Origin of the sequence: Actinoplanes sp. NPDC049598 (assembly GCF_040675435.1) — a bacterium.
In the GTDB taxonomy this organism is placed as follows: domain Bacteria; phylum Actinomycetota; class Actinomycetes; order Mycobacteriales; family Micromonosporaceae; genus Actinoplanes.
In genome coordinates, this window is sequence record NZ_JBFAOX010000007.1 from 158,479 (window position 1) to 179,849 (window position 21,371).

At 74.0% G+C, this 21,371-nt stretch carries 14 protein-coding genes; 11 read left to right on the forward strand and 3 right to left on the reverse strand.

The features are described 5' to 3' along the window. The first annotated feature begins 1 nt into the window (after position 1). Positions 2-2,680: an AAA family ATPase gene (locus AB0J66_RS18335; RefSeq protein ID WP_364661601.1), complete on the forward strand. Its 2,679-nt coding sequence runs from the start codon at positions 2-4 to the stop codon at positions 2,678-2,680. Here the strand turns inward: AB0J66_RS18335 and AB0J66_RS18340 are convergent. Then, complete coding sequence (locus AB0J66_RS18340; RefSeq protein WP_364661603.1) at positions 2,653-3,405, reverse strand: class I SAM-dependent methyltransferase; 753 nt, start codon at positions 3,403-3,405, stop codon at positions 2,653-2,655. The genes AB0J66_RS18335 and AB0J66_RS18340 overlap by 28 nt on opposite strands. A 372-nt stretch (positions 3,406-3,777) precedes the next feature. Here AB0J66_RS18340 and AB0J66_RS18345 point away from each other — a divergent pair, with 372 nt between their 5' ends. The 8 genes from AB0J66_RS18345 (at position 3,778) to AB0J66_RS18380 (ending at position 15,964) form a co-directional block, all read left to right on the forward strand. Continuing rightward, positions 3,778-4,203 (forward strand): peptidase inhibitor family I36 protein, encoded by a 426-nt coding sequence (locus AB0J66_RS18345; protein ID WP_364661605.1) that lies wholly within the window; start codon positions 3,778-3,780, stop codon positions 4,201-4,203. A gap of 62 nt (positions 4,204-4,265) precedes the next feature. After that, on the forward strand, positions 4,266-7,340 hold the full coding sequence (locus AB0J66_RS18350) for a BTAD domain-containing putative transcriptional regulator (RefSeq protein WP_364661607.1): 3,075 nt from the start codon (positions 4,266-4,268) through the stop codon (positions 7,338-7,340). A gap of 52 nt (positions 7,341-7,392) precedes the next feature. Next, positions 7,393-7,959 carry a PadR family transcriptional regulator gene (locus AB0J66_RS18355; protein ID WP_364661608.1) on the forward strand — a complete coding sequence of 189 codons (567 nt, stop codon included), beginning with the start codon at positions 7,393-7,395 and terminating at the stop codon, positions 7,957-7,959. Positions 7,960-8,012: 53 nt separating this feature from the next. Further along, on the forward strand, positions 8,013-10,856 hold the full coding sequence (locus tag AB0J66_RS18360) for a BTAD domain-containing putative transcriptional regulator (RefSeq protein WP_364661609.1): 2,844 nt from the start codon (positions 8,013-8,015) through the stop codon (positions 10,854-10,856). Between the two features lie 13 nt (positions 10,857-10,869). Further along, positions 10,870-11,628 (forward strand): GNAT family N-acetyltransferase, encoded by a 759-nt coding sequence (locus AB0J66_RS18365; protein ID WP_364662178.1) that lies wholly within the window; start codon positions 10,870-10,872, stop codon positions 11,626-11,628. 98 nt (positions 11,629-11,726) lie between these two features. Further along, a complete protein-coding gene (locus tag AB0J66_RS18370; protein WP_364661611.1) occupies positions 11,727-13,598 on the forward strand; it encodes a BTAD domain-containing putative transcriptional regulator in 1,872 nt (623 codons plus the stop codon). A gap of 42 nt (positions 13,599-13,640) precedes the next feature. Then, the gene (locus AB0J66_RS18375) at positions 13,641-14,426 is read left to right on the forward strand and encodes an alpha/beta fold hydrolase (protein WP_364661614.1); all 786 of its coding nucleotides are present in this window, start codon (positions 13,641-13,643) and stop codon (positions 14,424-14,426) included. Beyond that, a complete protein-coding gene (locus AB0J66_RS18380) occupies positions 14,423-15,964 on the forward strand; it encodes an alpha/beta fold hydrolase (protein WP_364661617.1) in 1,542 nt (513 codons plus the stop codon). The genes AB0J66_RS18375 and AB0J66_RS18380 overlap by 4 nt, the downstream gene beginning before the upstream one ends. Here AB0J66_RS18380 and AB0J66_RS18385 read toward each other — a convergent pair. After that, positions 15,918-16,154: an amidase family protein gene (locus AB0J66_RS18385; protein WP_364661619.1), complete on the reverse strand. Its 237-nt coding sequence runs from the start codon at positions 16,152-16,154 to the stop codon at positions 15,918-15,920. The two genes, AB0J66_RS18380 and AB0J66_RS18385, sit on opposite strands and share 47 nt — an antisense overlap. Positions 16,155-16,318: 164 nt before the next feature. Between AB0J66_RS18385 and AB0J66_RS18390 the strand changes: the two genes are divergently transcribed. Then, positions 16,319-18,967, forward strand: coding sequence for a BTAD domain-containing putative transcriptional regulator (locus tag AB0J66_RS18390; RefSeq protein WP_364661622.1), 2,649 nt, complete (start codon positions 16,319-16,321; stop codon positions 18,965-18,967). Here AB0J66_RS18390 and AB0J66_RS18395 read toward each other — a convergent pair. Next, positions 18,924-19,685: an alpha/beta hydrolase gene (locus AB0J66_RS18395; protein ID WP_364661625.1), complete on the reverse strand. Its 762-nt coding sequence runs from the start codon at positions 19,683-19,685 to the stop codon at positions 18,924-18,926. The two genes, AB0J66_RS18390 and AB0J66_RS18395, sit on opposite strands and share 44 nt — an antisense overlap. An 84-nt stretch (positions 19,686-19,769) precedes the next feature. Here AB0J66_RS18395 and AB0J66_RS18400 point away from each other — a divergent pair, with 84 nt between their 5' ends. Continuing rightward, positions 19,770-21,356 carry an FAD-dependent oxidoreductase gene (locus AB0J66_RS18400; RefSeq protein ID WP_364661628.1) on the forward strand — a complete coding sequence of 529 codons (1,587 nt, stop codon included), beginning with the start codon at positions 19,770-19,772 and terminating at the stop codon, positions 21,354-21,356. Positions 21,357-21,371 lie beyond the last annotated feature (15 nt).

Sequence of the window (21,371 nt, forward strand, 5' to 3'; positions counted from 1 at the left end):
CATGACCAAGCTGATCGGGCGCACGGCCGAACTGGCCCGGCTCACCGCCCTGCTGCGCGGCCGTGGGCCGCTGGTCATCACCGGCGAGCGGGGGATCGGCAAGTCCCGGCTGCTGACCGAGGCGGCCCAGCTCGCCCGGGACCTGGGCCGGCATCGGGTGGTGACGCTGCACCCGGCCGACCTGCTCTCGATGATTCGGCAACTGCTGCTGGCCGTACGCCGGGAGCTGTCCGACCTGGACGGCCCCGACGCCCGGTCCGCGCTGTCCTTCCTCGAGCTGGCCGCCGCCCCGCCACCACCTGACCCGGCCCGGACGGCCCACGCCGTGCTGGCCGAGCTCGACCGGCACCGCCCCCTGCTGATCACCCTCGACGACGCCCACCGCCTCCCACCCGAGGCCGCAACCTTCCTGTTCCGGCTGACCGGCGTCATCCGCACCCTGCTGTTCGCCGCCCCGGCCGGCCAGCTCCCACCCCCGTTGACCGAACTGCCCACCCTCGCCCTGTCTGCGCTCAATTCCCAGGACTCGCTACGCCTGCTGGAACTCCGCCCACACCCGCCCACCGGCCGCTTCCACGCCCTCACCTTGCATCGCGCCGCCGGCAACCCGGCCGCCCTTATCGAACTGGCCGGCGGCACGGGCCCGCTCCGCCCCGCCTTCGCCCGCTCGATCGCCACCCTGCCCGAGCCCACCCGCCGCCTACTTCTCCACCTGGCCGCCGCCACCGCACCCGGGATGAAAGCCCCGCACGCTCATCCCGCGACCGCCCCGAACGCTGCTGATTTCTGTGCGGTGGCTGCGGCTGCCGGGGTGGACGGCGACGCGTGGCGGGATGCCGAGCGGGCAGGAGTGGTAGTTCGCATCGGGGCCGCTGTGGAGTTTGTTCATCCGCTGGCGGCGGATGCTGCCTATCACGCGGTTACGGCCTATCGGCGGGCGCAAGCGCATCAGCGGCTGGCGCGGTGGCTGCCGGAGCAGCGGGCGCTGCATCTTGCGGCGGCCACCTTCGGGCCGGACGAGATGGTTGCGGCCGGGTTGGAGGAGGCTGCGGGCGTCTTCCGGTCCGGTGGCAACCTGGCAGAGGCGGCCGTCACGATGGAGCGGGCGGCCGAGCGGTCGGCCGGCCCCGAGGCGGCGGCGCGGCGGCTGGCTCGGGCGGCCGGGGACACCCAGCGCCTTGGTGCGACCGATTGGACGGCCGAGCTCACCGCGGCGGTTCGGCGGCTGACCGCCGATCCCGAGCTCACCGCGCCGGCCGAGTTCACCGCGGCGTTGGCTTTGTCGCGTTCGGGGCGGCAGCACGACGCGTACGGCATGGTTGTCGCCGCCCGCAGGGCTGGTCTGCCCGTCGGGGTGGGCATGACGCGGTTGGTGGCCTCGATTGCGGCCATCTCCGGGCATGCGGAGCACCGGCGGGGGCTGGCCGGGCTGCTGGCCGAGGTGGCTCCGCAGATCGACCCGGCCGATGTCGCCCTCATGCGGCTGATCAGCGATCCGGACGGGCCGGCGGGGGCGGACTTCTGCGAGACCGTGCGGGCGCCCGGGGCCGGCGACGACCGGCGGACGTTGGCCGTGGTGGGGACGATCGCCGCTCTCACCGACCGTTCACGCCTCGCCGTCGACCTGTTGTCCGCCGTGCGGAACCTGAATCCGGCGCCGGGGCTGGGCGGTGCGGCCGGCACCAATACGCCTCTGGGGGCTCGGGGTGAGACCGACACGGCGTTCGGTGATGTGGGGGAGACGAATCCGGCTCTGGTGGCGGCGCTGATCGATACGGGGCGGTGGGGGACGGCCGAGCGGGTGGCCGAGTCGGTGGAAGCGGCGGGGCTGCCGGTGTTGCGGGCCGCACTGGCGGCTCTGCGGGCGCAGCTGCTGGCCTTGCGGGGGGACGGGGCCGGGGCGATGCGGCTGGTCCGGGAGGCGTGGGCGCTGATCGACGTCGAGCAGCACCGGTCGGTTCACGTGCGGCTGCTGCGGGCGGCGGGGCTGGCCGCCATGAGTGGCGGGGAGCACGACGACGCGTACCGGCATTTGCGGTCCATGTTCGACCGGGAGGGGCGGCCCGTCGAACCGTTCCTGGCCGGGCGGGGGATCGCGGAGCTGGTGTCGGCGGCGGTCCGCAGCGGGCATCGCGACGAGGTCGCTTCGATTCTCGAGGGCGTCGAGGTCGCGGCGGGTTCGGCTGCGGGCGTACGGCTGGGGTTGCTCCTTCATCATGCCGGCGCGCTGCTGGCCGAGGGGGACGAGGCCGACCGCCGGTTCCGCCTGGCCGTCGAGGATGAGGCGGCGGCCGAGTGGCCGTTCGAGCTCGCGATGGCCCAGCTTCACTACGGGGAGTGGCTGAGGCGGGTGCGCCGGCCGCGCGATGCCCGGGTGCTGCTCTCGGCTGCGGGCCGGGGGTTCGAGGAGCTGGGGGCGGTACGGATGAGCGAGCTGGCCGCGCGGGAATTGCAGGCCAGCAATCCGACGGCCCGGATCGGTGTCCTCACGGCTCAGGAACAGCAGGTCGCCGAGCTCGCGGCGCGCGGGCTGCGCAATCGGGAGATCGCCGATCAGCTGTTCATCTCGGTCCGCACCGTCGGCGCCCACCTGCACAGCATCTACCCGAAGCTGGGCATCAGCAGTCGCCACCACCTGCCGGCGGCCCTCCATCACGCGGACTCGCAGACGCAGATCTGAAGCGGCGCCTCCGATCCGAACGGCCGGCCGGACCAGTCGGCCAACCGTTCCACGAGCCGAAGACCGCCGAGCGAGACGAGCAGCGGCAGCTCCTGCGGGAAAATGCTCCGGATCTCGAACGGCGCGACGGCGAGGTCGGGCTCGGCGTCGCTCGAGAAATACCACGTCCCGCGGGTGACCTGCGCGGCCGCGTCGTAGGTCTCGGCGATGTCGACGCTGACGTCTCCCCGGCCGGGGTCGGTGAAGGACAACGACTCCCGGGGGCGCCGCACCCCGTCGGCTTCGGCGAGGAGGCGCACGCTCGGGTTGAAGACATCGAAGACGAACCGTGCCCCGGGTGCCAGATGCCGGCGCACCGAGCGGAAGCAGCTCACCAGATCGTCGGCCTCATGCAGATGCAGCAGCGAGTTGGCAGTGATGAAGACGAGGTCGAAGGTGCGGCCCAAATCGAAGGCCCGCATGTCGCCCTGCACCCATTCCACCGCCACCCCGCGCTCGTCCGCTTTACGGCGAGCCTCGGCCAGCATGTCCGGCGAGAAGTCCAGGCCGACGCACGGATGCCCATCGGCCGCCAGGGGAATGAGCTTGTGACCGGTGCCGCACCCGAGCTCCAGAATCCGCCCACCCTGCCGTTCGGCTTCGGCGCGGTAGAAGTCGACGGCGGGGCCGCCGCCCGGGAACATCAGGTCGTACAGCCGCGCGTGGGAATAGAACGCGTCACTCATCAAGGGTCCTCATCCGGTCCACTGTCGGTGCACAGGTCTTTCAGTGCCGCTCCCTACCTTCCCCCGCAGGTAAAGCACGCGGAGGGAGAGTGCAATGAGTCTGATGAAAGCCGGCGTCGTTCCGAGGGCGGGGTGTTGGCGCAGCGCCCATCCTGACCGGGGTCAACGTCAACGGCTCCCAGGCCGAGTACGTCGCCGGAGATCTCGCCGGGGGCGGGATCCGAAGGCTCGTGTTCCCCGGATCATCGCCGCCGGGCGGTAGTCAACCAGCCGGCTCTTTACGGCCACTGAACATCGGCTGCGGTCATTGTTTATTGGTGGATTCAGAGAGGGGGAAGTGCAAATAAAGTCGTGCTCGTTAGCTTCGGAGGCATGGAAAAGCGCAGGGTGGTCAGCGGAATGATGGGTGCGGTGCTCGCCACGGCCGGGGTGGTGGCGGTGTCGCCGGCGGCGGCGCAGGCGGCGTGGGTCTGCCAGAGCGGGTACGTGTGCATCTACAAGGACTACGACAAGAAGGGCACCGTGGCCGTTCTGCCCGAGCTCAGCCCGGCCAGCGGGAAATACACGGGGCGGGCCCAGGATTTCCGCAACTACAAGTACACGAACGGCGATAATCTCAATGATTCGGCGTCGTCCGTGGTGAATTTGACCGACCGGACGCTGAGGGTCTACGAGCACGGGAACTACAACAGCACCAAGTCGGGCGGCTGGACCGACATCTACCCCAACAGTTGGTCGAACATCAACTACGGCACCGGCTTCCTCGACAACGACAAGGCCTCCTCGGCCGACTTCTAGTGGCCGTCGCGTCAACAAGCTGTACACAAGCCGTCCACTGGGTCTTCCTAGCGTGGGCCGAGATGACTGAGTCTTTGCGTCTGGAGATCCTCGGGCCGTTGCGGCTCTGGCGGGGCGGCGCCGAGCTGCAACCGGGGCCGCGGCAGCAGGCGTACCTGCTCGGGGTCCTGCTGGCCCGGGAGGGGCAGCCGATCAGCACGGCCGAGCTGGTCGATCTGATCTGGGGCGAGCAGGCGCCGGCGACCGCGCTCAACGTCATCCACAAGTACGTGGGCGCGCTGCGGCGGCTGCTCGAACCGTCGGTGCCGAACCGTGGGGCCGGCTCGCACCTGCATCGCCGGGGGACCAGCTATCTGTTCACCGCCGTCTCGGCCACCTTGGACCTGACGACCTTCCGCGGACTCGTGCGGCGGGCCCGGGCCGAGCTGGCCGGGCGGCGGCCCGAGGCGGCGCTCGACGACTATCTCGGCGCGCTGGCGCTGTGGAAGGGGCAGGCCGGCGAGGGCTTGAGTCCGGGGCCGGTCTTCGCGGCGCTGGACGAGGAGTTCCACGGGGTCTGCGCCGAGGCGGCCGAGCTGGCGATCACGGTGGGCCGTCCGGAGGCGGTTCTGCCGGCGCTGCGGTTGGCCGCGTCGACGGGGCCGCTGCACGAGCCCGTCCACGCCGGACTGATCTCGGTCCTCGACGCCGCCGGCCACCGGGCCGAGGCGCTCGCCGCCTACGAGGCCGTCCGCGAACGACTCGCCGACCAGCTCGGGATCGATCCCGGCCCGGCGCTGCGGGACGTGCACCGGCGGCTGACCCGGCCCGCGCCCGGCCCGCCGCCCGGGCTGATCGGCCGGGCCGAGGAGTTCGCGGTGCTGGGCCGGGCGGTCGAGTCGGCCCGGGCCGGCGGCACCGGTCTGGTCGTGGTCGAGGGCGAGCCGGGGGCCGGGAAGACCTGGCTCATCGAAGAGGCCGCGGCCATGGCTGCGCGGGAGGGTCTGGCCGTCGTCCTCGCCTCGTGCCCGGACGATCGGGGGATGCCGGCCATGTGGCCGTGGGTGCAGTCGATCGGCCGGCTGCTGGCCGAGTTGCCCGCGGCCGAACGACCGGGCTGGCTCGCGGGAGAGCTGAGCCGCCTGATCGAGCCGAGCGAGGACGCCATCGAGCCGGTCCGGAAGGGCGCCATCGAGCCGGGCCGCAAGGGCGCCGTCGGGCCGGGTGCCGCGGTGGCGCCCGGGCCGGATGCCGGGAGCCAGTTCCGGCTGTTCGAGCGGATCGTCGCGCTCGCCGGCCACGTCGCGGCGGCGCGGCCGGTGCTGCTGCTGCTCGACGATCTTCAGTGGGCGGACGAGGCGTCGCTGCGGATGCTCACCCACCTGGCCCAGCGCCTGCCGGCGCGGGTGGCGGTGGCCGGGGCGATGCGGGACCGCGCGCCGGCACCCGGCCCCGAGCTGTCGCGCATGCTGGCCGCGGTCAGCCGGGTGCCCGGGCTCCGCCGCATCCACCTCGGCCCGTTCAGCCCGGCCGAGGTGGCCGAGCTGGTCCGCCGGGAGACGGGCCGGGAGCTCGATGCGGCGGCCGTCCGGCGGCTGCACGCGCGTACGGGCGGGAATCCGTTCTTCGCCCGGGAGTTGTCCCGGTTCCAGGTCGAGGCCGGCGGCGGGGTGCCGTCGACCGTGCGGGATGTGGTCCGGGACCGGATGGCCGGCCTGTGCGGCGAATCGCGGGAGTTGCTGCGGGTGGCCGCGCTGATCGGGCGCGACATCGACCTTCCGGTGCTGGCCGCGGTGGCCGGGCTCGAGGTCGGGGCCTGTCTCGAACGACTGGAGCCGGTGGAGGCGCTGGGGCTGCTGACGCGGGAGCCGTTGCGGTTCGCGCACGACCTGGTCCGCGAGTCGGTCTCCGAGACGATGCCGCCACACCGGGCCGGCCCACTGCACCTGCGGATCGCCGATGCGCTGGAACGCGGTGCTCCGGCCGCCGAGCGTCTCGCCCATCATCTCTGGTCGGCCGGCCCGCTGGCCGATCCCGCCCGGACCGCGAGCGCGCTGGTCCGGGCCGGCCGCCGGGCGATCGCGAAGTCGGCGCTGGAGGCGGCCGAGCGGCATCTGGGGCGGGCCGCCCAGGCCGCGCGGTCGGCCGGGCGGGCCGAGCTCGAGCTGGCGGCCCTGGCCGAGCTCATCGCGGTCGCCGGCATGCGGTCGATGTACGGCGCGGTGGATCTCGAGCGGCTGGAACGGGCGGAGCGGCTGGCCCGGGAGCTGGGCCGGGACCGGGCCGCGGCCGACTTCCTGTTCTCGCGCTGGGCCGCCCTGGCCCAGGGTCTCGACCTCGACGCCGGCGGGAAGCTGGCCCGCCGCCTGCTCGAGGAGGGCGAGACGTCGGCCGACCCGGTCCTGCGTGAGTACGGCCGGCATGCGTGGGGCATCTACCTCTGGAGCGTGGGCGACATCGGCGAGGCGTTCCGCTGGCTGAGCCGCTGCGACCGGCGCCGGCCGCGGCGCGAGGACGATCCGATGCGGCACGATTTCCAGCTGCTGTCGGCGGTGATGTTCGCCGAGACGACCGCCGTGCACGGCGATCCGGCGACGGCGTGGTCGCAGATCGACGCGCTGGAGGCGGTCATGGGCGACGACCCGTACGTGGTCACGGTCTGGGCCACCTTCTCGGTGCGCATCGCCGTGCTGACCGGGGAGCCGGACCGGGCGCTGCGGGCGGCCCGCCGCGGCATCGCCGTCGACCCGGACTTCTCGTTCCGCTTCCTCGGCACCTACCAGCGGCTGGGCCGGTGCTGGGCGCTGGCCGTGACCGGACACGACCCGGCCGCGGCAGCGGCCGAGGCCGAGCAGCTGATCACGACGATGCTGCTCGACCCGCCGCGCTCGTGCGTCTCGACCTGGTACGGGCTGCTGGCCGAGATGCTGCTGGCGGCCGGGGCCCCGGACCGGGCGGCCGCCGCCCTGGACCGGGCCGACCATTGCCTCGACGCGTTCGGTCAGCGCTACGCCGAGGGCCTGCTGCTTCTGCTGCGGGCGCGGGTGCTGGCAGCGCAGGGGCGGCCGCCCGAGATGGTCCGGGCCGCCGCCGAGAAGGCGTACGAGCTCTCGATAGGCCGCGAGGCCGGCCTGTTCCTGGGCGATCGCCAAATCTGAAGGTACAGTCCAGATGTTCCAACCTGTAATATGAGACGTCTGGAGCCTGCCCGTGGCCACCGCCCTCCCCGTCAGCGCCTACGTCGTGCTCGGCCTGCTGAGCCGGCACGACGGCGCCACGCCGTACGAGCTGGACCAGCGCATCCGGCAGAGCATCGGCTATTTCTGGGTCTTCCCCCGCTCCCAGCTCTACGCGGAGGCCGACCGGCTGGTGCGGCGCGGCCTGATCGCCGAGCGGCAGGAGAACGACGGCCGCCGCCGGCGCACCCTGTCGCTGACCGGCGAGGGGCGGGCCGAGCTGAGCCGGTGGCTGGCCACCCCGACCGGGGCCATCACCGAGATCCACGACGAGGGGCTGCTCCGGCTCTTCTTCCAGAGCGCGGCCGAGGACGACGTGGCCGGCTCGATCGGCCGGCTGGCGGCCGAACAGATCAGGAACCACGAGTGCCGCCTCGCCGAGTATCAGGAGCTGACCGGCCGGCTCCGGCCCGGCTCGCCCCAGCGGGCCACGCTCGAGGTCGGGCTGCGGCTGCAGGACATGATGATCGGCTTCTGGCGGGAGGTCGCGGCGGCGCCGCCGACGGCCGCGTCCGATTCAGTGCCGATTCACTCGGAATGAAGAGCTCGCCCGGATACTCGCCGGGTTACGAGGTTGATGCGGAAAGGAGCTCGGTGCGCCTGCAGATCATGGGTCCCCTGCGGGTCTGGCGCGGCGACACCGAGCTCGACGCCGGCCCGCGCCAGCAGCGGTGCCTGCTGGCGCTGCTCGCCGCGAACGAGGGCCGGCCGGTCAGCATGGCCGACCTGATCGACCTGATGTGGGGGCCGGCCCCGCCGCCGAGCGCGGTCAACGTCATCCACAAGTACGTGGGAGCGCTGCGCCGCCTGCTGGAGCCCGGCCTGACGCCGCGCTCGGCCGGGTCGTACCTGACCCGGCACGACACCGGCTATCGCTTCTCGGCCGGCCCCGAGACGCTCGACCTGGCCGCGTTCCGCCTGTCGGTGGCCCGGGCCAAGGCCGACCCCGAGCCGCGGAGCGCCCTCGACCACTACGTCGAGGCGCTTCGTCACGGCCAGGGCCCGGCCGGGGACACCCTGGGCGACAGCGCCGGCGCGACCGCCACCTTCGCCGGCATCGACGGCGAGTTCTTCGACGCGGCCGTGGCCGCCGCCGGGCTCGCCGTCGCCACCGGGCATGCGGCCCGGGTGCTGCCCGCGCTTCGGCTGGCCGCCCGGATGGGCCGCATGCACGAGCCGGTGCACGCGGCCCTGATCACGACGCTGGCCGCGGCCGGGCACCAGGCCGAGGCGCTCGACGCCTACCGCAGCATCCGCGAGCGCCTCGCCGACGAGCTGGGCATCGACCCCGGCCGGGAGTTGCAGGAGGCTCAGCAGCGGGTGCTGACGCAATCCGTGGCGCCTCCGGCCGAGGAAGTGGCGTCCCCGGCCGAGGGGGCGGCCCCGCTCATGCGGCCGGCCCAGCTGCCGCCCGACCAGCCGATGTTCGTCGGGCGCACGCAGGAGCTGACCGTGCTGCGCAACCTGTTCGCCGACATGCGCGCGGCCCGCCGGACCAGCCCGATGGTGGTCGCCGTGGACGGCATGGGCGGCGTCGGCAAGTCGACCATCGTCACCCACTTCGCCCACCGGGTCGCGAGCGACTTCACCGACGGGCAGCTCTACCTCGACCTGCGGGGCAACTCGGGCCTCGGTCTCCCGGCGCCCGAGGCCCTCAGATCCCTGCTGTACGCGCTGGGGCTGCGGGCCGCGGAGGTCCCGGACACCTTCGACGCGCTCGTCGGGGCGTACCGCAGCCTGACCGCCGGCAAGCGGATGCTGCTCATGCTGGACGACGTGCGCGACGCGTCCCAGGTGCGCCCGCTGCTGCCCAACTCGGCCGACAGCCTGGTGCTGATCACCAGCCGCGGGCCGCTGGTCGGGCTGGCCGCCTCGGACGGGGCCCGGCTCTACCGGGCGTACGTGCCGGATCTGCCGGACGCCCGCGAGATCCTCACGACCCGGCTCGCCACCCTGCCCAGCCGGGCCGGGGCGGGCGACGACCGGGCCACCCTGGACGAGATCGTCGAGCTCTGCGGCCGGCTGCCGCTGGCCCTGGCGATTCTGGCCGCGCGTCTCAGCGTACGGCCGCAGTTGTCTCTGAAGACCGTCGCCGCCGAGCTGCGCGACGGCGCCCGGCGCCTGGAGGCCTTTCCCGAGGGGCGCGGGGTGACCGATCCGCGGACCGCCTTCTCGTGGTCCTATCGCCAGCTGAGCCCGGCGGCGGCGCGGCTGTTCCGGCTGCTGTCGGTGGCGCTGACCCCGGGCATCACGCTCGAGGCGTGCGCCGCCCTGTCCGGGCACGACGTGGCGCGGACCCGGGCCGAGCTGGCCGAGCTGACCGAGGCGGCCCTGGTGGCGGAGAACGAGGAAGGCTGCTTCACGTCGCATGTCCTCGTCCGGGCGTACGCGGGGGAGCTGATCGAGGAGAGCGAGCGGGAGGCCGCGGCGAGCCGGCTGCTGCAGTACTACCTGCACAGCAGCTTCAACGCGCAGGTCGTGCTCGAACCCGTCCGGCCGCCGATCCCGCCCGGGCCGGCCGCGCCCGGGGTGACGCCGGAGCGGCCCGCCTCGTACGACGAGGGCATCGCCTGGTTCGCGCGGCACCGTGCCGTGCTCGAGGAGGCGGTCCGGGTGGCGGCCGACCGGGGCCGTGGCATCGTCCCGTGGCAGCTGGCCCTGACCATGCAGCAGTACTTCGAGTGGTTCGGCTACTTCCAGGACTGGGAGGACGTCATGCGGACCGCGCTGCGGGCCGCGCGCGAGCAGGACGACGTGATCGGCGAGGCCCACGTGCTGCGCAGCCTGGCCGGGGCGCGCTGGTTCTTCGGGGCCAACGAGGAGGCCCTGGCCCTGCTCTCGGCCGCCCTGGAGGTCTACGTGAGCCGGGGGATGCTGCTGGAACAGGCCCTCACGTACATCAACTTCTACTCCGTGCACTCGGCCCTGGGTGACGACCGGCGGGCGCTGGAGTGCGCCGAGACAGCGGTACGGCTGTGCCGCGCGGCCGGCAGCGAGAAGTCGGAGACGCTGAGTCTGGGCCTCGGGTACATGGGCAAGGCGCTCACCCGGCTCGGCCGCCACGACGAGGCGGCCGCGGCGCTGGACCAGGCCCTCGACCTGAACCTCCACTGTGGGCGGCGGCACGTCGAGGCGATGATCCGGGTGGCGATCGCCGACAACCTGGTGGCGCTCGGGCGCACCGGGGACGGGGTCCACGAGCTGCGGCGGGCGGTCGAGGCGGCCCGCTCGGTCGGGCAGGGGCCGTACCATTTCGAGGCCTTCCGCCGCCTGGCCGAGCTGCTGCTCACCATGGGCGACCGGGACGGGGCGCGGGCGGCGTACCGGCAGGCGAGCGAGGTCCTGGAACGGTTCCAGGGCGGCGGTCCCCGGCACATGCAGGCCGGGATGCGCGACCTCGGTGACCGGATAAAGAGTTTGTCCACCCCGGCCTTCTAACGTCGGGCCGGTGATGAACTTGCTTCCCGACCGGATGGCGGCCGCGTGGGCCGCCGCCGTGCAGCAGTTGGCCCGCACCACCCCGAAGGGCTGGCAGACCGAGCGGGGCAACACGGGCGCGGTCGTGACCGGGGCCGGGACGGCGTCGCTGAACGCGGCCTACAGCGTCGACGGCGACCCCGACCTCGAGGCGCTGGACGAGATGGCCCGGGCGGTCGGCGCGCTCGGCGTGCCGTGGTCGATCGTGGTCCGCATGGGCGCGGCCGACGCGGCGGCGGGCCTCGCGGCCCGGCACGGGCTGACCGCCCGCGGCGCCCTGCCGCTGATGGTCTGCGCCGCCCGGGACGCCGTCCTCGACGCCCCGGGGGCGTCCATCGTGGCGGTCGGCTCGGACCGCGCCGACGAGTACACCGAGGCGCTGACGGCCGGCTTCGAGGCGCCGGCGGGCCTGTTCGGGTCGCTGATGGGCGGGGGAGTGCTCGACCAGCCCGGCTGGACCGGCTACCTGGCCGAGCTTGACGGCCACCCGGTCGCCACCGGCCTCGGCGTGTGCGGCCCGGACGTGGTCGGCGTCTTCAACATCACCGTCGTCCCGTCCGCCCGTTCCCGCGGCCTCGGCCGGGCCATGACGGCCCGGGTCCTGGCCGACGCCTTCCGTACCGGCGCCGCCGAGGCCTACCTGCACCCCTCGGCGGCCGGTCGGCCGCTGTACCGCTCGATGGGCTTCCGCGTCATCGAGACCTGGACGGAGTTCACCGCCGAACGGCAATGAGCGGCGGGCGTCACTCCCGATGTCGACTAATGACAGATGTTCGCGTGGGTCCGCGCTCCTAGGCTGGGAGCGCTCCATCCGGGACATCGATCGGGGGGATGACGAGCGTGTCCGTCTTCACCAGCACGACCGGCGTCGAGAAGCGCGCCGGAGCCGGCGGGCCGGTGCGCCTGCAGATCCTCGGGCCGCTGCGGGTGTGGCGGGGGGACACGGAGGTCGAGGCCGGGCCCCGGCAGCAGGCGTACCTGCTGGCCCTGCTGCTGTCGCGGGCCGGGCGGCCGGTCAGCACCGGCGACCTGATCGAGCTCATCTGGGCCCAGGACGCGCCGGCCAGCGCGGTCAACGTCATCCACAAGTACGTGGGCTCGCTGCGCCACATCCTGGAGCCGGGTCTGCCCGCCCGCGAGGCCGGGTCGCACCTGCTGCGGCGCGGCACCGGCTACCAGCTCGAGGCCGGGCCGGCCATGCTCGACCTCGCGGCCTTCCGGCACCACGTGAACCGGGCCCGGGACCGGTCGGGGGCAGAGGCGCTGGAGCACCACCTGACGGCGCTGGGGCTCTGGCGCGGGCCGGCCGGCGACGGGCTGGCCGGGGGGACGGCGGCCATGTCGATCTTCGCGGGGATCGACGGCGAGTTCTTCGACGCCTGCGTGAAGGCGGCGGATCTGGCCGTGGCGCTCGGGCGGGCCGATCGGGTGCTGGGGCCGCTGCAGCTGGCGGCGACTATGGCGCCGCTGCACGAGCCGGTCCAGACGAGCCTGGTCGCCGCGCTCGGGGCGGCGGGGCGGCCGGCCCAGGCGCTGTCGGTGTACGCGACGGTGCGCGGCCGTCTGGCCGAGGAGCTCGGCGTCGAGCCGGGGGCTGCGCTTCAACGGGCGTACCGGCAGGTGCTGAACCGGTCCGTGACCCACCGGCCCCAGCCGGCGCCGGTGATGACCGGGCCGGTCGGGCGGGCCCGGGAGCTCGCCGTGCTCGACGGGGCGGTCCGCGACGGCCGCGGGCTCGTGGTGGTGCAGGGCGAGCCCGGAGTCGGCAAGACCTCGGTGCTGGAGGAGGCGGCGGAGCGGGCCGGGCGGGCCGGCGCGCTGGTCGTGTGGGGACATTGCCTGGAGGGCGAGGGGACGCCGTCGATGTGGCCGTGGACGCAGGTGACCGCCGCGCTGGTGGAGAGCCTGCCCGCCGCGGAGCGCGAGAGATGGCGCCAGCTCGTGACGCCGGCCGGTGAGTGCGCCCGGTTCCGCCTGTTCGAGCAGGTGGTGGCGTTGATCGGGCGCGTCTCGGCCGACCGGCCGGTGATGCTCGTGCTCGATGATCTGCACTGGGCCGATGCCGGTTCGCTGGAGCTGTTCAGCCACGTGGCGGCCGCGGCGCCGGCCGGCACGGTGATCGTCGGCGCGCTGCGGGACCGAGCACCCGAGCCCGCGCCCGCGCTGTCGCGCCTGCTGGCCGCCGCGGCCCGGCATCCCGGTCACCGCCGGATCCGGCTCGGCCCGCTCGGCCCCGCGGACGTGGCCGAGCTGGTGCGCCGGGAGACCGGGCGCGACCTCGGGCCCGGGGTGGGCCGCCGCATCCACGCCCGTACGGCCGGCAACCCGTTCCTGGCCCGCGAGCTGTCCCGCCTGCTGGCCGACGAGGGCGTCCTCACCGCCGACGCGGCGGCCCGGGTGGGCGTGCCCCCGACGGTGCGCGACGTCGTCCGGGGCCGGATGGCCGACCTCGACGACGGCGCCCGGCACCTGCTGCAGACGGCCGCGCTGATGGGCGGCGACGGTGAGATCGGCCGGCTGGCCCGGGCGGCCGGGGTGGACGCCGGGGTCTGTCTCGCCCGGCTGGCGGCGCTGGAGGCGCTCGCGCTCATCGAGCGGGTGCCGGACGACCCGTACGCCTTCCGCTTCCGGCACGACCTCATCCGCGAGTCGATCGCCGCCTCGGCGCCGTTGCGGCAGCTCACCCGGCTTGCCGTCCAGTAGGCGTTCACTGTTCGTCCAGAGCGCCGGCCTACCTTTCCGGTCATGAGCACGCCCGTAGTTTTCATCCACGGACTGTGGATCCATTCCGTCTCCTGGCAACCCTGGCAGGAGCTCTTCGCGAGCAGGGGCTACGCGCCGCTCGCACCCGGCTGGCCCGGGGACGCGGACACCGTGGCCGAGACGCGGGCCCACCCGGAGGCGCTGGCCGGCCCGGGCGTCGAAGAGATCACCGACGGCTACGCCAAGGTGATCGCCGGCCTCGACCAGCCGCCCGTCGTGATCGGGCACTCCTTCGGCGGCCTGGTCGCCCAGAAACTGCTCGACCGCCGGCTGGCGGCGGCCGTGGTGGCGATCTCGCCGGCGCCGGTCAAGGGGATCCGGGCGCTGCCGTTCAGCCTGCTGCGCTCCAGCTTCCCGGTGCTGTCGCGGCCGTCGAACAAGCACAAGGCGGTGGCGCTGACCGAGAAGCAGTTCCGCTACTCCTTCGGCAACGCGCTGCCGGCCGAGGAGTCGGCCGAGCTCTACCGCCGGGTGGCCATCCCGGGGCCGGGCCGCCCGCTCTTCGAGGCGTCGTCGGCCAACTTCACCCGGAACGCGCCCACCACCGTCGACACGGCTCGGGGCGACCGCGGACCGCTGCTTCTGGTGGCCAACGGCCGGGACCACACGGTGCCGTCGGTCGTGGTCCGGGGGGCCCACAAGCTGTACGCCGCGTCGAGCGCCCGCACCGACCTCATGACCTACGCCGAGCGTGGCCACAGCGCCCCGTTCGACCACGGCTGGCGGGACGTGGCCGAGGACACCCTGGCCTGGCTGGACCGGCGGTGAGCACGCACAGCCTCATGCGTGACGGCGTCCGGCAGGTCTACCACGTGGCCGGCCGGGGCCCCGTGATGATCGCGCACTCGGGCGGGCCCGGCGTCGACTACAGCTACCTGCGCTCGGAACGGCTGGAAGAGCACTTCACCATGGTGTACGTCGAGCCGATCGGCACCGGGGGTTCGCGGCCCCTGCCGGCCGGCGCGACCTACGTGGACACGTACGTCGATTTTCTCCATGCCGTGGTCGAGCACCTGGGCGTCGTCCGCGTGCACCTGCTCGGGCACTCGCACGGCGGGGTGGTGGCCCAGCGGTTCGCGATCCGCTACCCGGATCGGGTGGCCGGGCTCGCGCTGTACAGCTCGACACCGGTGACCACGCCCGAGTTCTGGGCGGCCGGGCGGGCGTCGGCGATGGCCTACCCGTTGCGTTCTCCTGACGTGCCCGAGGCGGTCGCGATCGCGGAGGCCTTCGCGGACACGAGCCCGGAGACCAGCGACGAGGAGAAGACCGCCACGATGCGGACGGTCCTGCCGGTCTACTTCGCCGACTACTGGGGGCGGCGGGCCGAGTTCGAGCCGCTGCGGAACGGCATCCGGAGCTGGCTGGTGCGGTTCGACGGCAACAACGTCGACTACCGGGCCGACCTGCCGGCCATCAAGGCGCGCACGGTGGTGCTGACCGGGCGGCACGATTTCATCTGCGGGCCGCGCTGGGCTGAGATGCTGCACGAGGGGATCGCCGGCTCGCGGCTGGTGATCCTGGAGCACAGCGGCCACTTCGGGCAGATCGAGGAGCCGGCGGCTTTCCTGGAGGCGGTGACCGGGTTGCTGTTCGAGAACGAGATCCGGGGCGCCTTCCGGCGCGGCGACAACGACGAGGTCCTGCGGCTGGCCGGGGCCGAGATCGAACGGGCGCGGGCGGCGGGGGAGCCGGGGGGTGAGGTCGAGGGGCTGTACGCGACGGCGCGGGTCGCCCTGCGCGGCGGCGACCTGGCCGCGGCCGAGAAGCTGGCCCGGGAGGCCCTGGGCGTGGCGGTGAGCTCCGGCGAGCGGAGACTCGAGGAGCGGCCGCGGCACGTGCTGGCCGCGGTCGCGCGGATGTCGGGTGACTACGCCGAGGCGCGGGTCCGCTATCGGGCCAGCATCGAGCTGAACGAGGAGCTGGGGCAGCCCGAGATGGTGAACTCGGAGACCTACAACCTGGCCTTCACCGAGCTCAAGCTCGGCCACCTCGACCAGGCCCGCGAGCTGTTCGCGCGCAGCCGGGCGGGGTACGGCTCGTTCGTTCCCCACCTGGGCATCGGGGCGGCCGCGATGGCCACCGCCGACGGCGACCACGCGGCGGCGGCCCGGATCATCGGCCTGACCGACAGCGCGTACGCCGCCGCCGCCCAGATCCCGGACCCGGACGACGCCGAGGAGCTCGCGCTGGCCCGGGTGCTGGCGGTGGCGGCGCTGGGCGAGGAGAAGTTCGCCGCCGAGTACGCCGTGGGCTCAGCTATGCGCGCGGACGATGCTGCTCGATTGCTGGACCGACCTCGATGAGCCGGGCTTCGTCCCACGGCTTCCCGATCAGCTGCACACCCACGGGCAGGCCGTTCCCGCCGGCGCCGGCGGGCAGCGACAGGGCGGGCAGCCCGGTCATCGAGACGCCGAACGTGTAGCGGGTGAAGGTCGAGAACGTGTCGAGCGACCGGCCGTTGTGCCGCATGGTGACGCTCTCGGCGATCGGCACGGCGGTCGCGGGGTGGTCGCGGTCAGCAGCACGTCCACCTCGGCCAGGGCGGCGGCGAACCCCCGGCGGAGCGCGGGACCGTAGAAAGCCGCACTGAACAACTAGTGGACAGCGGGGCCGGGCGGCTCCACTGGCCGTCAACTCGTTTCTGGCTGACTTCGGGCATGATTCGGCTGCAGGTCCTCGGTCCGTTGCGATTGTGGCGGGGCGGCGCCGAGGTGGACGGCGGGCCGCCCCAGCAGCGATGCCTGCTGGCCCTGCTCCTGATCCGGGCCGGGCGACCGGTCAGCGTGACCGAGCTGGTCCGCCTGCTCTGGGGGACTGAGCCGCCGGCCAGCGCGGTCAACGTCATCCACAAGTACGTCGGTGTGCTGCGCCGCCTGCTCGAACCCGGCCTGCCGCCCCGGTCGGCCGGGTCGTACCTGCTGCGGCACGGGGCCGGCTACCGCTTCGCGCTGCCCGACGAGGCCCTCGACCTGGCGCTGTTCCGCCGCCTGGCCTCGGCCGCCCGGGCCGGCGCGACCGTCGACGGCTATCGCCGGGCCCTGGATCACTTCCGCGGCCCGGCCGGTGAGGGCCTCGCCGACAGCCCGACCGCGGCGGCGGCCTTCGCCGCCGTCGACGCCGAACTCTTCGAAACCGTCATCGCCGCCGCCGACCTGGCCGTCCGCCACGGCCGCGCAGCCGACCTGCTACCCCCGCTGCGCATGGCAGCCGACATCGGCCGCCTTCACGAGCCGGTGCACACCGCCCTGATCACCACCCTGGCCGCGGCCGGCCATCGGGCCGAGGCCCTGGCCCGCTACCGCACCATCCGCGACCGGCTCACCACCGAACTCGGCTTGGAGCCGGGGCCCGCCCTGACCGCGGCGTGGCACAAGGCCCACAACCGCTCGACCTCGCCCACCGCCGCCCCGCCTGTGCCCGGCGTCGCCCCGCCCGTCCCCAGCGCTGCCTCGTCCGTGCCCGGCGCTTCCCCCCTTGTCCCAGCGATGCCCATTGTGGGCCGGCCCGCGCCCGGCGTCGCCCAGGCCGTGACGGTGGCGGCGGGCGACGCGCGGTGGCGGCCGGGCTCGGGTCAGCTGCCGCCGGAGCCGCCGTTGTTCGTGGGGCGGCGGATCGAGCTGGGTCTGCTTCAGGACCTGTATGCCGGGATGCGGGACGGCGGTCGCCCGGGTCCGATGGTGATCGCGGTCGACGGGGTGGGCGGCGTGGGCAAGTCAGCCGTCGTGGCGCGCTTCGCGCAGGCGGTGGCGGGCGACTTCAGCGACGGGCAGCTCTTCCTCGATCTGCGAGGAGACCAAGGGCTCGAGGGCGGCGTCCCGGCCGGAGAAGCGTTGCGTTCCCTGCTCTACGGACTCGGGGACCGCGCGCCGGAGATCCCGGACACCTTCGACGAGCGGGTCGCCGCCTACAACGGCTTGACCGCCGGGCGGCGGCTGCTCGTGGTGCTCGACAACGCCCGGGACTCGTCGCAGGTCCGGCCGTTGCTGCCGAACTCGCCGGACAGCCTCGTGCTGATCACGAGCCGGCGCCCCCTGCTCGGCCTGGCCGCCTCCAGCGGCGCCTGCCTGCTCGAGCTCGAGCCGCTCAGCCGCGCGGAGGCCCGGGAGCTCCTGACCGCCCGCCGCGCCTGCGACCAGTCGCCCGCCCGCTTTGCCGCAACGCGAGGGTTGAGCGAGAGGGAGGTCGATACGCAAGGTGCTCGCCAGGGGGAGGTGGGCGTGCCGGGGCCGGACCCGTGGGATGCCGGCCAGGGGGAGGCGGGCGGCCAATGGACGGGTGCGCGGGATGCCGGTCAGGGGGAGGTGGGTGCGCACGGGGCGGGCGCGCGAGATGCCGGCTCGACGGGCTTGGGCGCGCCGGGGGTGAGTCCGCGCGAGGGTGGCCGGCGGGATCTCGGCGGCGGGGAGTGGGGGATCGGGATGCTGGATGAGGTGGCCGAGCGGTGTGGGCGGCTGCCGTTGGCGCTGACGGTGATGGCGGCTCGGCTGGCAGGCTCGGGCGGGCCGGCGGGGTCGCACAGGGGCGAGCCGGTCTGGGCGGCGGGGCCCGAGGAGGGGGAGGCGGGCGGCGTTTTCGGCTGGGCTTATCGGCGGCTCGGTTCGGGGGCGGCCCGGTTGTTCCGGCTCTTGTCGCTGGTGCCGTATCCGGGGGCGACTGTGGCCGCTTGTGCGAGTCTCGCGGGGCAGGATGCCGAGCGCACGGGGGAGGAGCTGGCCGAGCTGGAGCGGGCGGCGCTGGTGGGGGCCGACCGGGGTGGACGGTTTGCGTCGCCGGGGGTGATCAGGGAGTACGCGGGGGAGCTGCTCCGGACCACCGACTCCCGGCCCGAGCGGCGGGCCGCGTTGTGCCGGTTGCTTCAGCATTATCTGCACAGCAGCGTGGCGGCCGGGCGGGTGTTCGATCCGGCGGGGGTCCCGGTGGCGGTGCCGCGGGCGGCGGCTGGTGTGGTGGCTGAGCGCTTCGACGCGTACGGCCAAGCTCTTGACTGGTTCGCCCTCCACCGTGACGTGCTGACCGGTGTCGTCCGGCTGGCGGCCGAGGCGGGCTGTGGGATCGCGCCGTGGCAGCTGGCCGTGACCCTGCGGGGCTACCTGGAGCGGTGTGGGTTCCGCCCGGATGGGGAGGATGTGATGCGGGTGGCCCTGCGCGCGGCCCGGGAGCAGGGTGACGTCGTGGGCGAGGCGCACGCGCTGCGCGGGCTGGCCGCGGCCCGGGCGGCCGCCGGTGCCGACGAGGAGGCGCGTGACCTGATCGCCGCGGCGGTCATCGGCGAGGGGCTCGATAGGGTCCCGCGAGCCGTCGGGTGAATTCGAGCAGCAGGTGGGTGAAGCGTTCCGACTCCTCCAGGTGCGCGAGGTGAGCGCTGTGCCGGAAGACCGCGAGGCGGGCGCCGGGAATGCCGTCGTGCAGGGTGTCGGCCGCAGCGGGCGGGAAGAACGGGTCGTGCGCGCCGGCCAGCACCAGCGTGGGCGTCGTGATGGACGGCAGCGCGGCCCGGACGTCGAAGGGCGCCGCGGGCAGCGGCCACGCCCGCATCCGGTCGCGGACCGGCTCGAACTCGGCCTTCCGGCGCCAGTAGTCGGCGAAGTAGGCCGGGAAGAGGTCCTCGGGGCGGCGGCGGTCCCAGGCGGCCAGGGCGGGCGCGTACGCGTTGGCCACCGCGTAGTCGCGGAGCCGGTCCCGGGCCGCGGCGGCGTCGGCCACCGCGCCGGTCGAGTAGAGGATCAGGCCGGCCGGGCGGTCGGGGTGGGCCAGCGCGTACTTCTGGGCGGCGAACCCGCCGGACCCGTGCCCGAGGAGGAAGACCGGGTCACCGGCGAGATGCTCGATGACGGCGTGCAGGTGCTCGGCCGAGGCGGGCCCGTCCAGGTACGCCATGGTCAGCTCGCGTTCGGCCAGCGGCATGCGCAGGTATCCGCCGGGCATGGAGGGGTGCACGACACACAGCGGGCCGCGCCCGTGCAGCCGGCAGATCAGGGGCTGCCCGTCGACGCGTACCTCGTGCACTCTCACCGGACGAGACATGCGGGGGATTGTGCCGGACGTCACTTTATCCATAGAAATTCGTCGATACACAACTTGTTCAGCCGGTCCTCCTAATCTGCGGCCATGGCCATGGCTGACGAGGGCGTCCTCGACGACGAGCAGTTCGAGCGTCTCGCGCGGTACGGCGTCGAGGAGTGGGCCGAAGCGGACCGCCGGCTCTACTCCACGGGCGACGACTCGTACGACCTCTTCCTGCTGCGCACCGCGGCCGTCGAGGTCATCCGCGAGGGGACGGTCAACGAGCCCGAGCACCTGGTCTACCGGCGCGGGCCGGGCGACTTCCTCGGCGAGCTGAGCCTGCTCACCGGGCAGCAGGTCTTCGCCACCGTGCGCGTGGTCCGGGCCGGCTCGGTCGTGCGCGTCGACCGGGCGGCGCTGCGCCGCGTGCTGGCCGAGCAGGTCGACATCGCCGACGTGCTGATCGAGACGTTCCGGCGGCGCCGCGAAATCCTGCGGTCGGCGGTCGGCAGCGCCCTGGAGATCATCGGCCGTCCGGACGCGAGCGAGACGCTGGCGCTGCGCACCTACGTGACGCGGATGCTGCTGCCGCACTCGTGGCTCGACGCCGGCTCGGTCGCGGGCGGCGCGGTGATGCGGGCGGTCGGGGTCGGCGACGACGACCTGCCGGCCGCGCTGCTCAACGGGGCCGTGCTGCGCAACGCGACACCGGGCGTGGTGGCGGAGCGCCTCGGCATGACGTACCGCGCGGACGGGCGTACGCCCGATGTCGTCGTGGTCGGCGCCGGACCGGCCGGCCTGGCCGCCGCCGTCTACGCGGCCTCCGAGGGGCTGGCCACCGTGCTGGTCGACGGCAGCGGCCTCGGCGGGCAGGCCGCGAAAAGCGCCCGCATCGAGAACTACCTGGGCTTCCCGAAAGGGGTCAGCGGCGAGCAGCTGACCCGGCTGGCCATGGTCCAGGCGCTCAAGTTCGGGGTGCGGATCTACTCGCCGTGCCGGGTGGCCGGTCTCGACACCAGTGCCGAGCAGCGGCCGGTGGTCGAGCTCGAGGACGGCACCCACATCGAGACCCGGGCCGTGATCGCGGCCACCGGCGCCCGCTACCGCCGCCTCGACCTCGAGCGCTGGGCCGAGTTCGAGAAGGCCGGCTGCATCCGGTACGCGGCCACCGAGCTGGACATCCGCGGCTTCGAGGACCGGCCGGTCACGGTCGTCGGCGGCGCCAACTCGGCCGGGCAGGCCGCCCTGTCGCTGGCCGCCCGCGGTTCCGCGGTGACCTTGATCCTGCGCTCGGCCGACCTCGGCGCCCGCATGTCGGCCTACCTGGCCGACCGGATCCGGGCCCACCCGCGCATCCGGGTGCGCTGCGAGAGCGCCGTCGGCGGCCTGACCGGCGACGCGACCCTGGCCGCGATCGCCATCCACGGCCCCGGCGGCCGGCGCGACGAGCAGGACTGCCGGGCGCTGTTCTGCTTCATCGGGGCCGAACCGGAGTCGGCCTGGCTGACCGGCATCGACAAGGACGACAAGGGCTTCGTACGGACCGAGAGCGCGCTGTCGTTCCAGACCAGCGCCCACCGGGTCTTCGCCGTCGGCGACCTGCGGGCCGGGTCGATCAAGCGGGTGGCCACCGCGGTCGGCGAGGGGGCGAGCGCCGTCTCGTCGGTGCACGCCGTTCTGCGTTTTGGTTAAAGTCCCGGCGGCGGC

Coding starts and splice junctions, on each gene's coding strand:
- AB0J66_RS18400 (WP_364661628.1), top strand. CDS start 19,770: ATGGCCATGGCTGACGAGGGCGTCCTCGACGACGAGCAGTTCGAGCGT.
- AB0J66_RS18335 (WP_364661601.1), top strand. CDS start 2: ATGACCAAGCTGATCGGGCGCACGGCCGAACTGGCCCGGCTCACCGCC.
- AB0J66_RS18395 (WP_364661625.1), bottom strand. CDS start 19,685: ATGTCTCGTCCGGTGAGAGTGCACGAGGTACGCGTCGACGGGCAGCCC.
- AB0J66_RS18370 (WP_364661611.1), top strand. CDS start 11,727: ATGACGAGCGTGTCCGTCTTCACCAGCACGACCGGCGTCGAGAAGCGC.
- AB0J66_RS18390 (WP_364661622.1), top strand. CDS start 16,319: ATGATTCGGCTGCAGGTCCTCGGTCCGTTGCGATTGTGGCGGGGCGGC.
- AB0J66_RS18345 (WP_364661605.1), top strand. CDS start 3,778: ATGGAAAAGCGCAGGGTGGTCAGCGGAATGATGGGTGCGGTGCTCGCC.
- AB0J66_RS18340 (WP_364661603.1), bottom strand. CDS start 3,405: ATGAGTGACGCGTTCTATTCCCACGCGCGGCTGTACGACCTGATGTTC.
- AB0J66_RS18350 (WP_364661607.1), top strand. CDS start 4,266: ATGACTGAGTCTTTGCGTCTGGAGATCCTCGGGCCGTTGCGGCTCTGG.
- AB0J66_RS18365 (WP_364662178.1), top strand. CDS start 10,870: ATGAACTTGCTTCCCGACCGGATGGCGGCCGCGTGGGCCGCCGCCGTG.
- AB0J66_RS18375 (WP_364661614.1), top strand. CDS start 13,641: ATGAGCACGCCCGTAGTTTTCATCCACGGACTGTGGATCCATTCCGTC.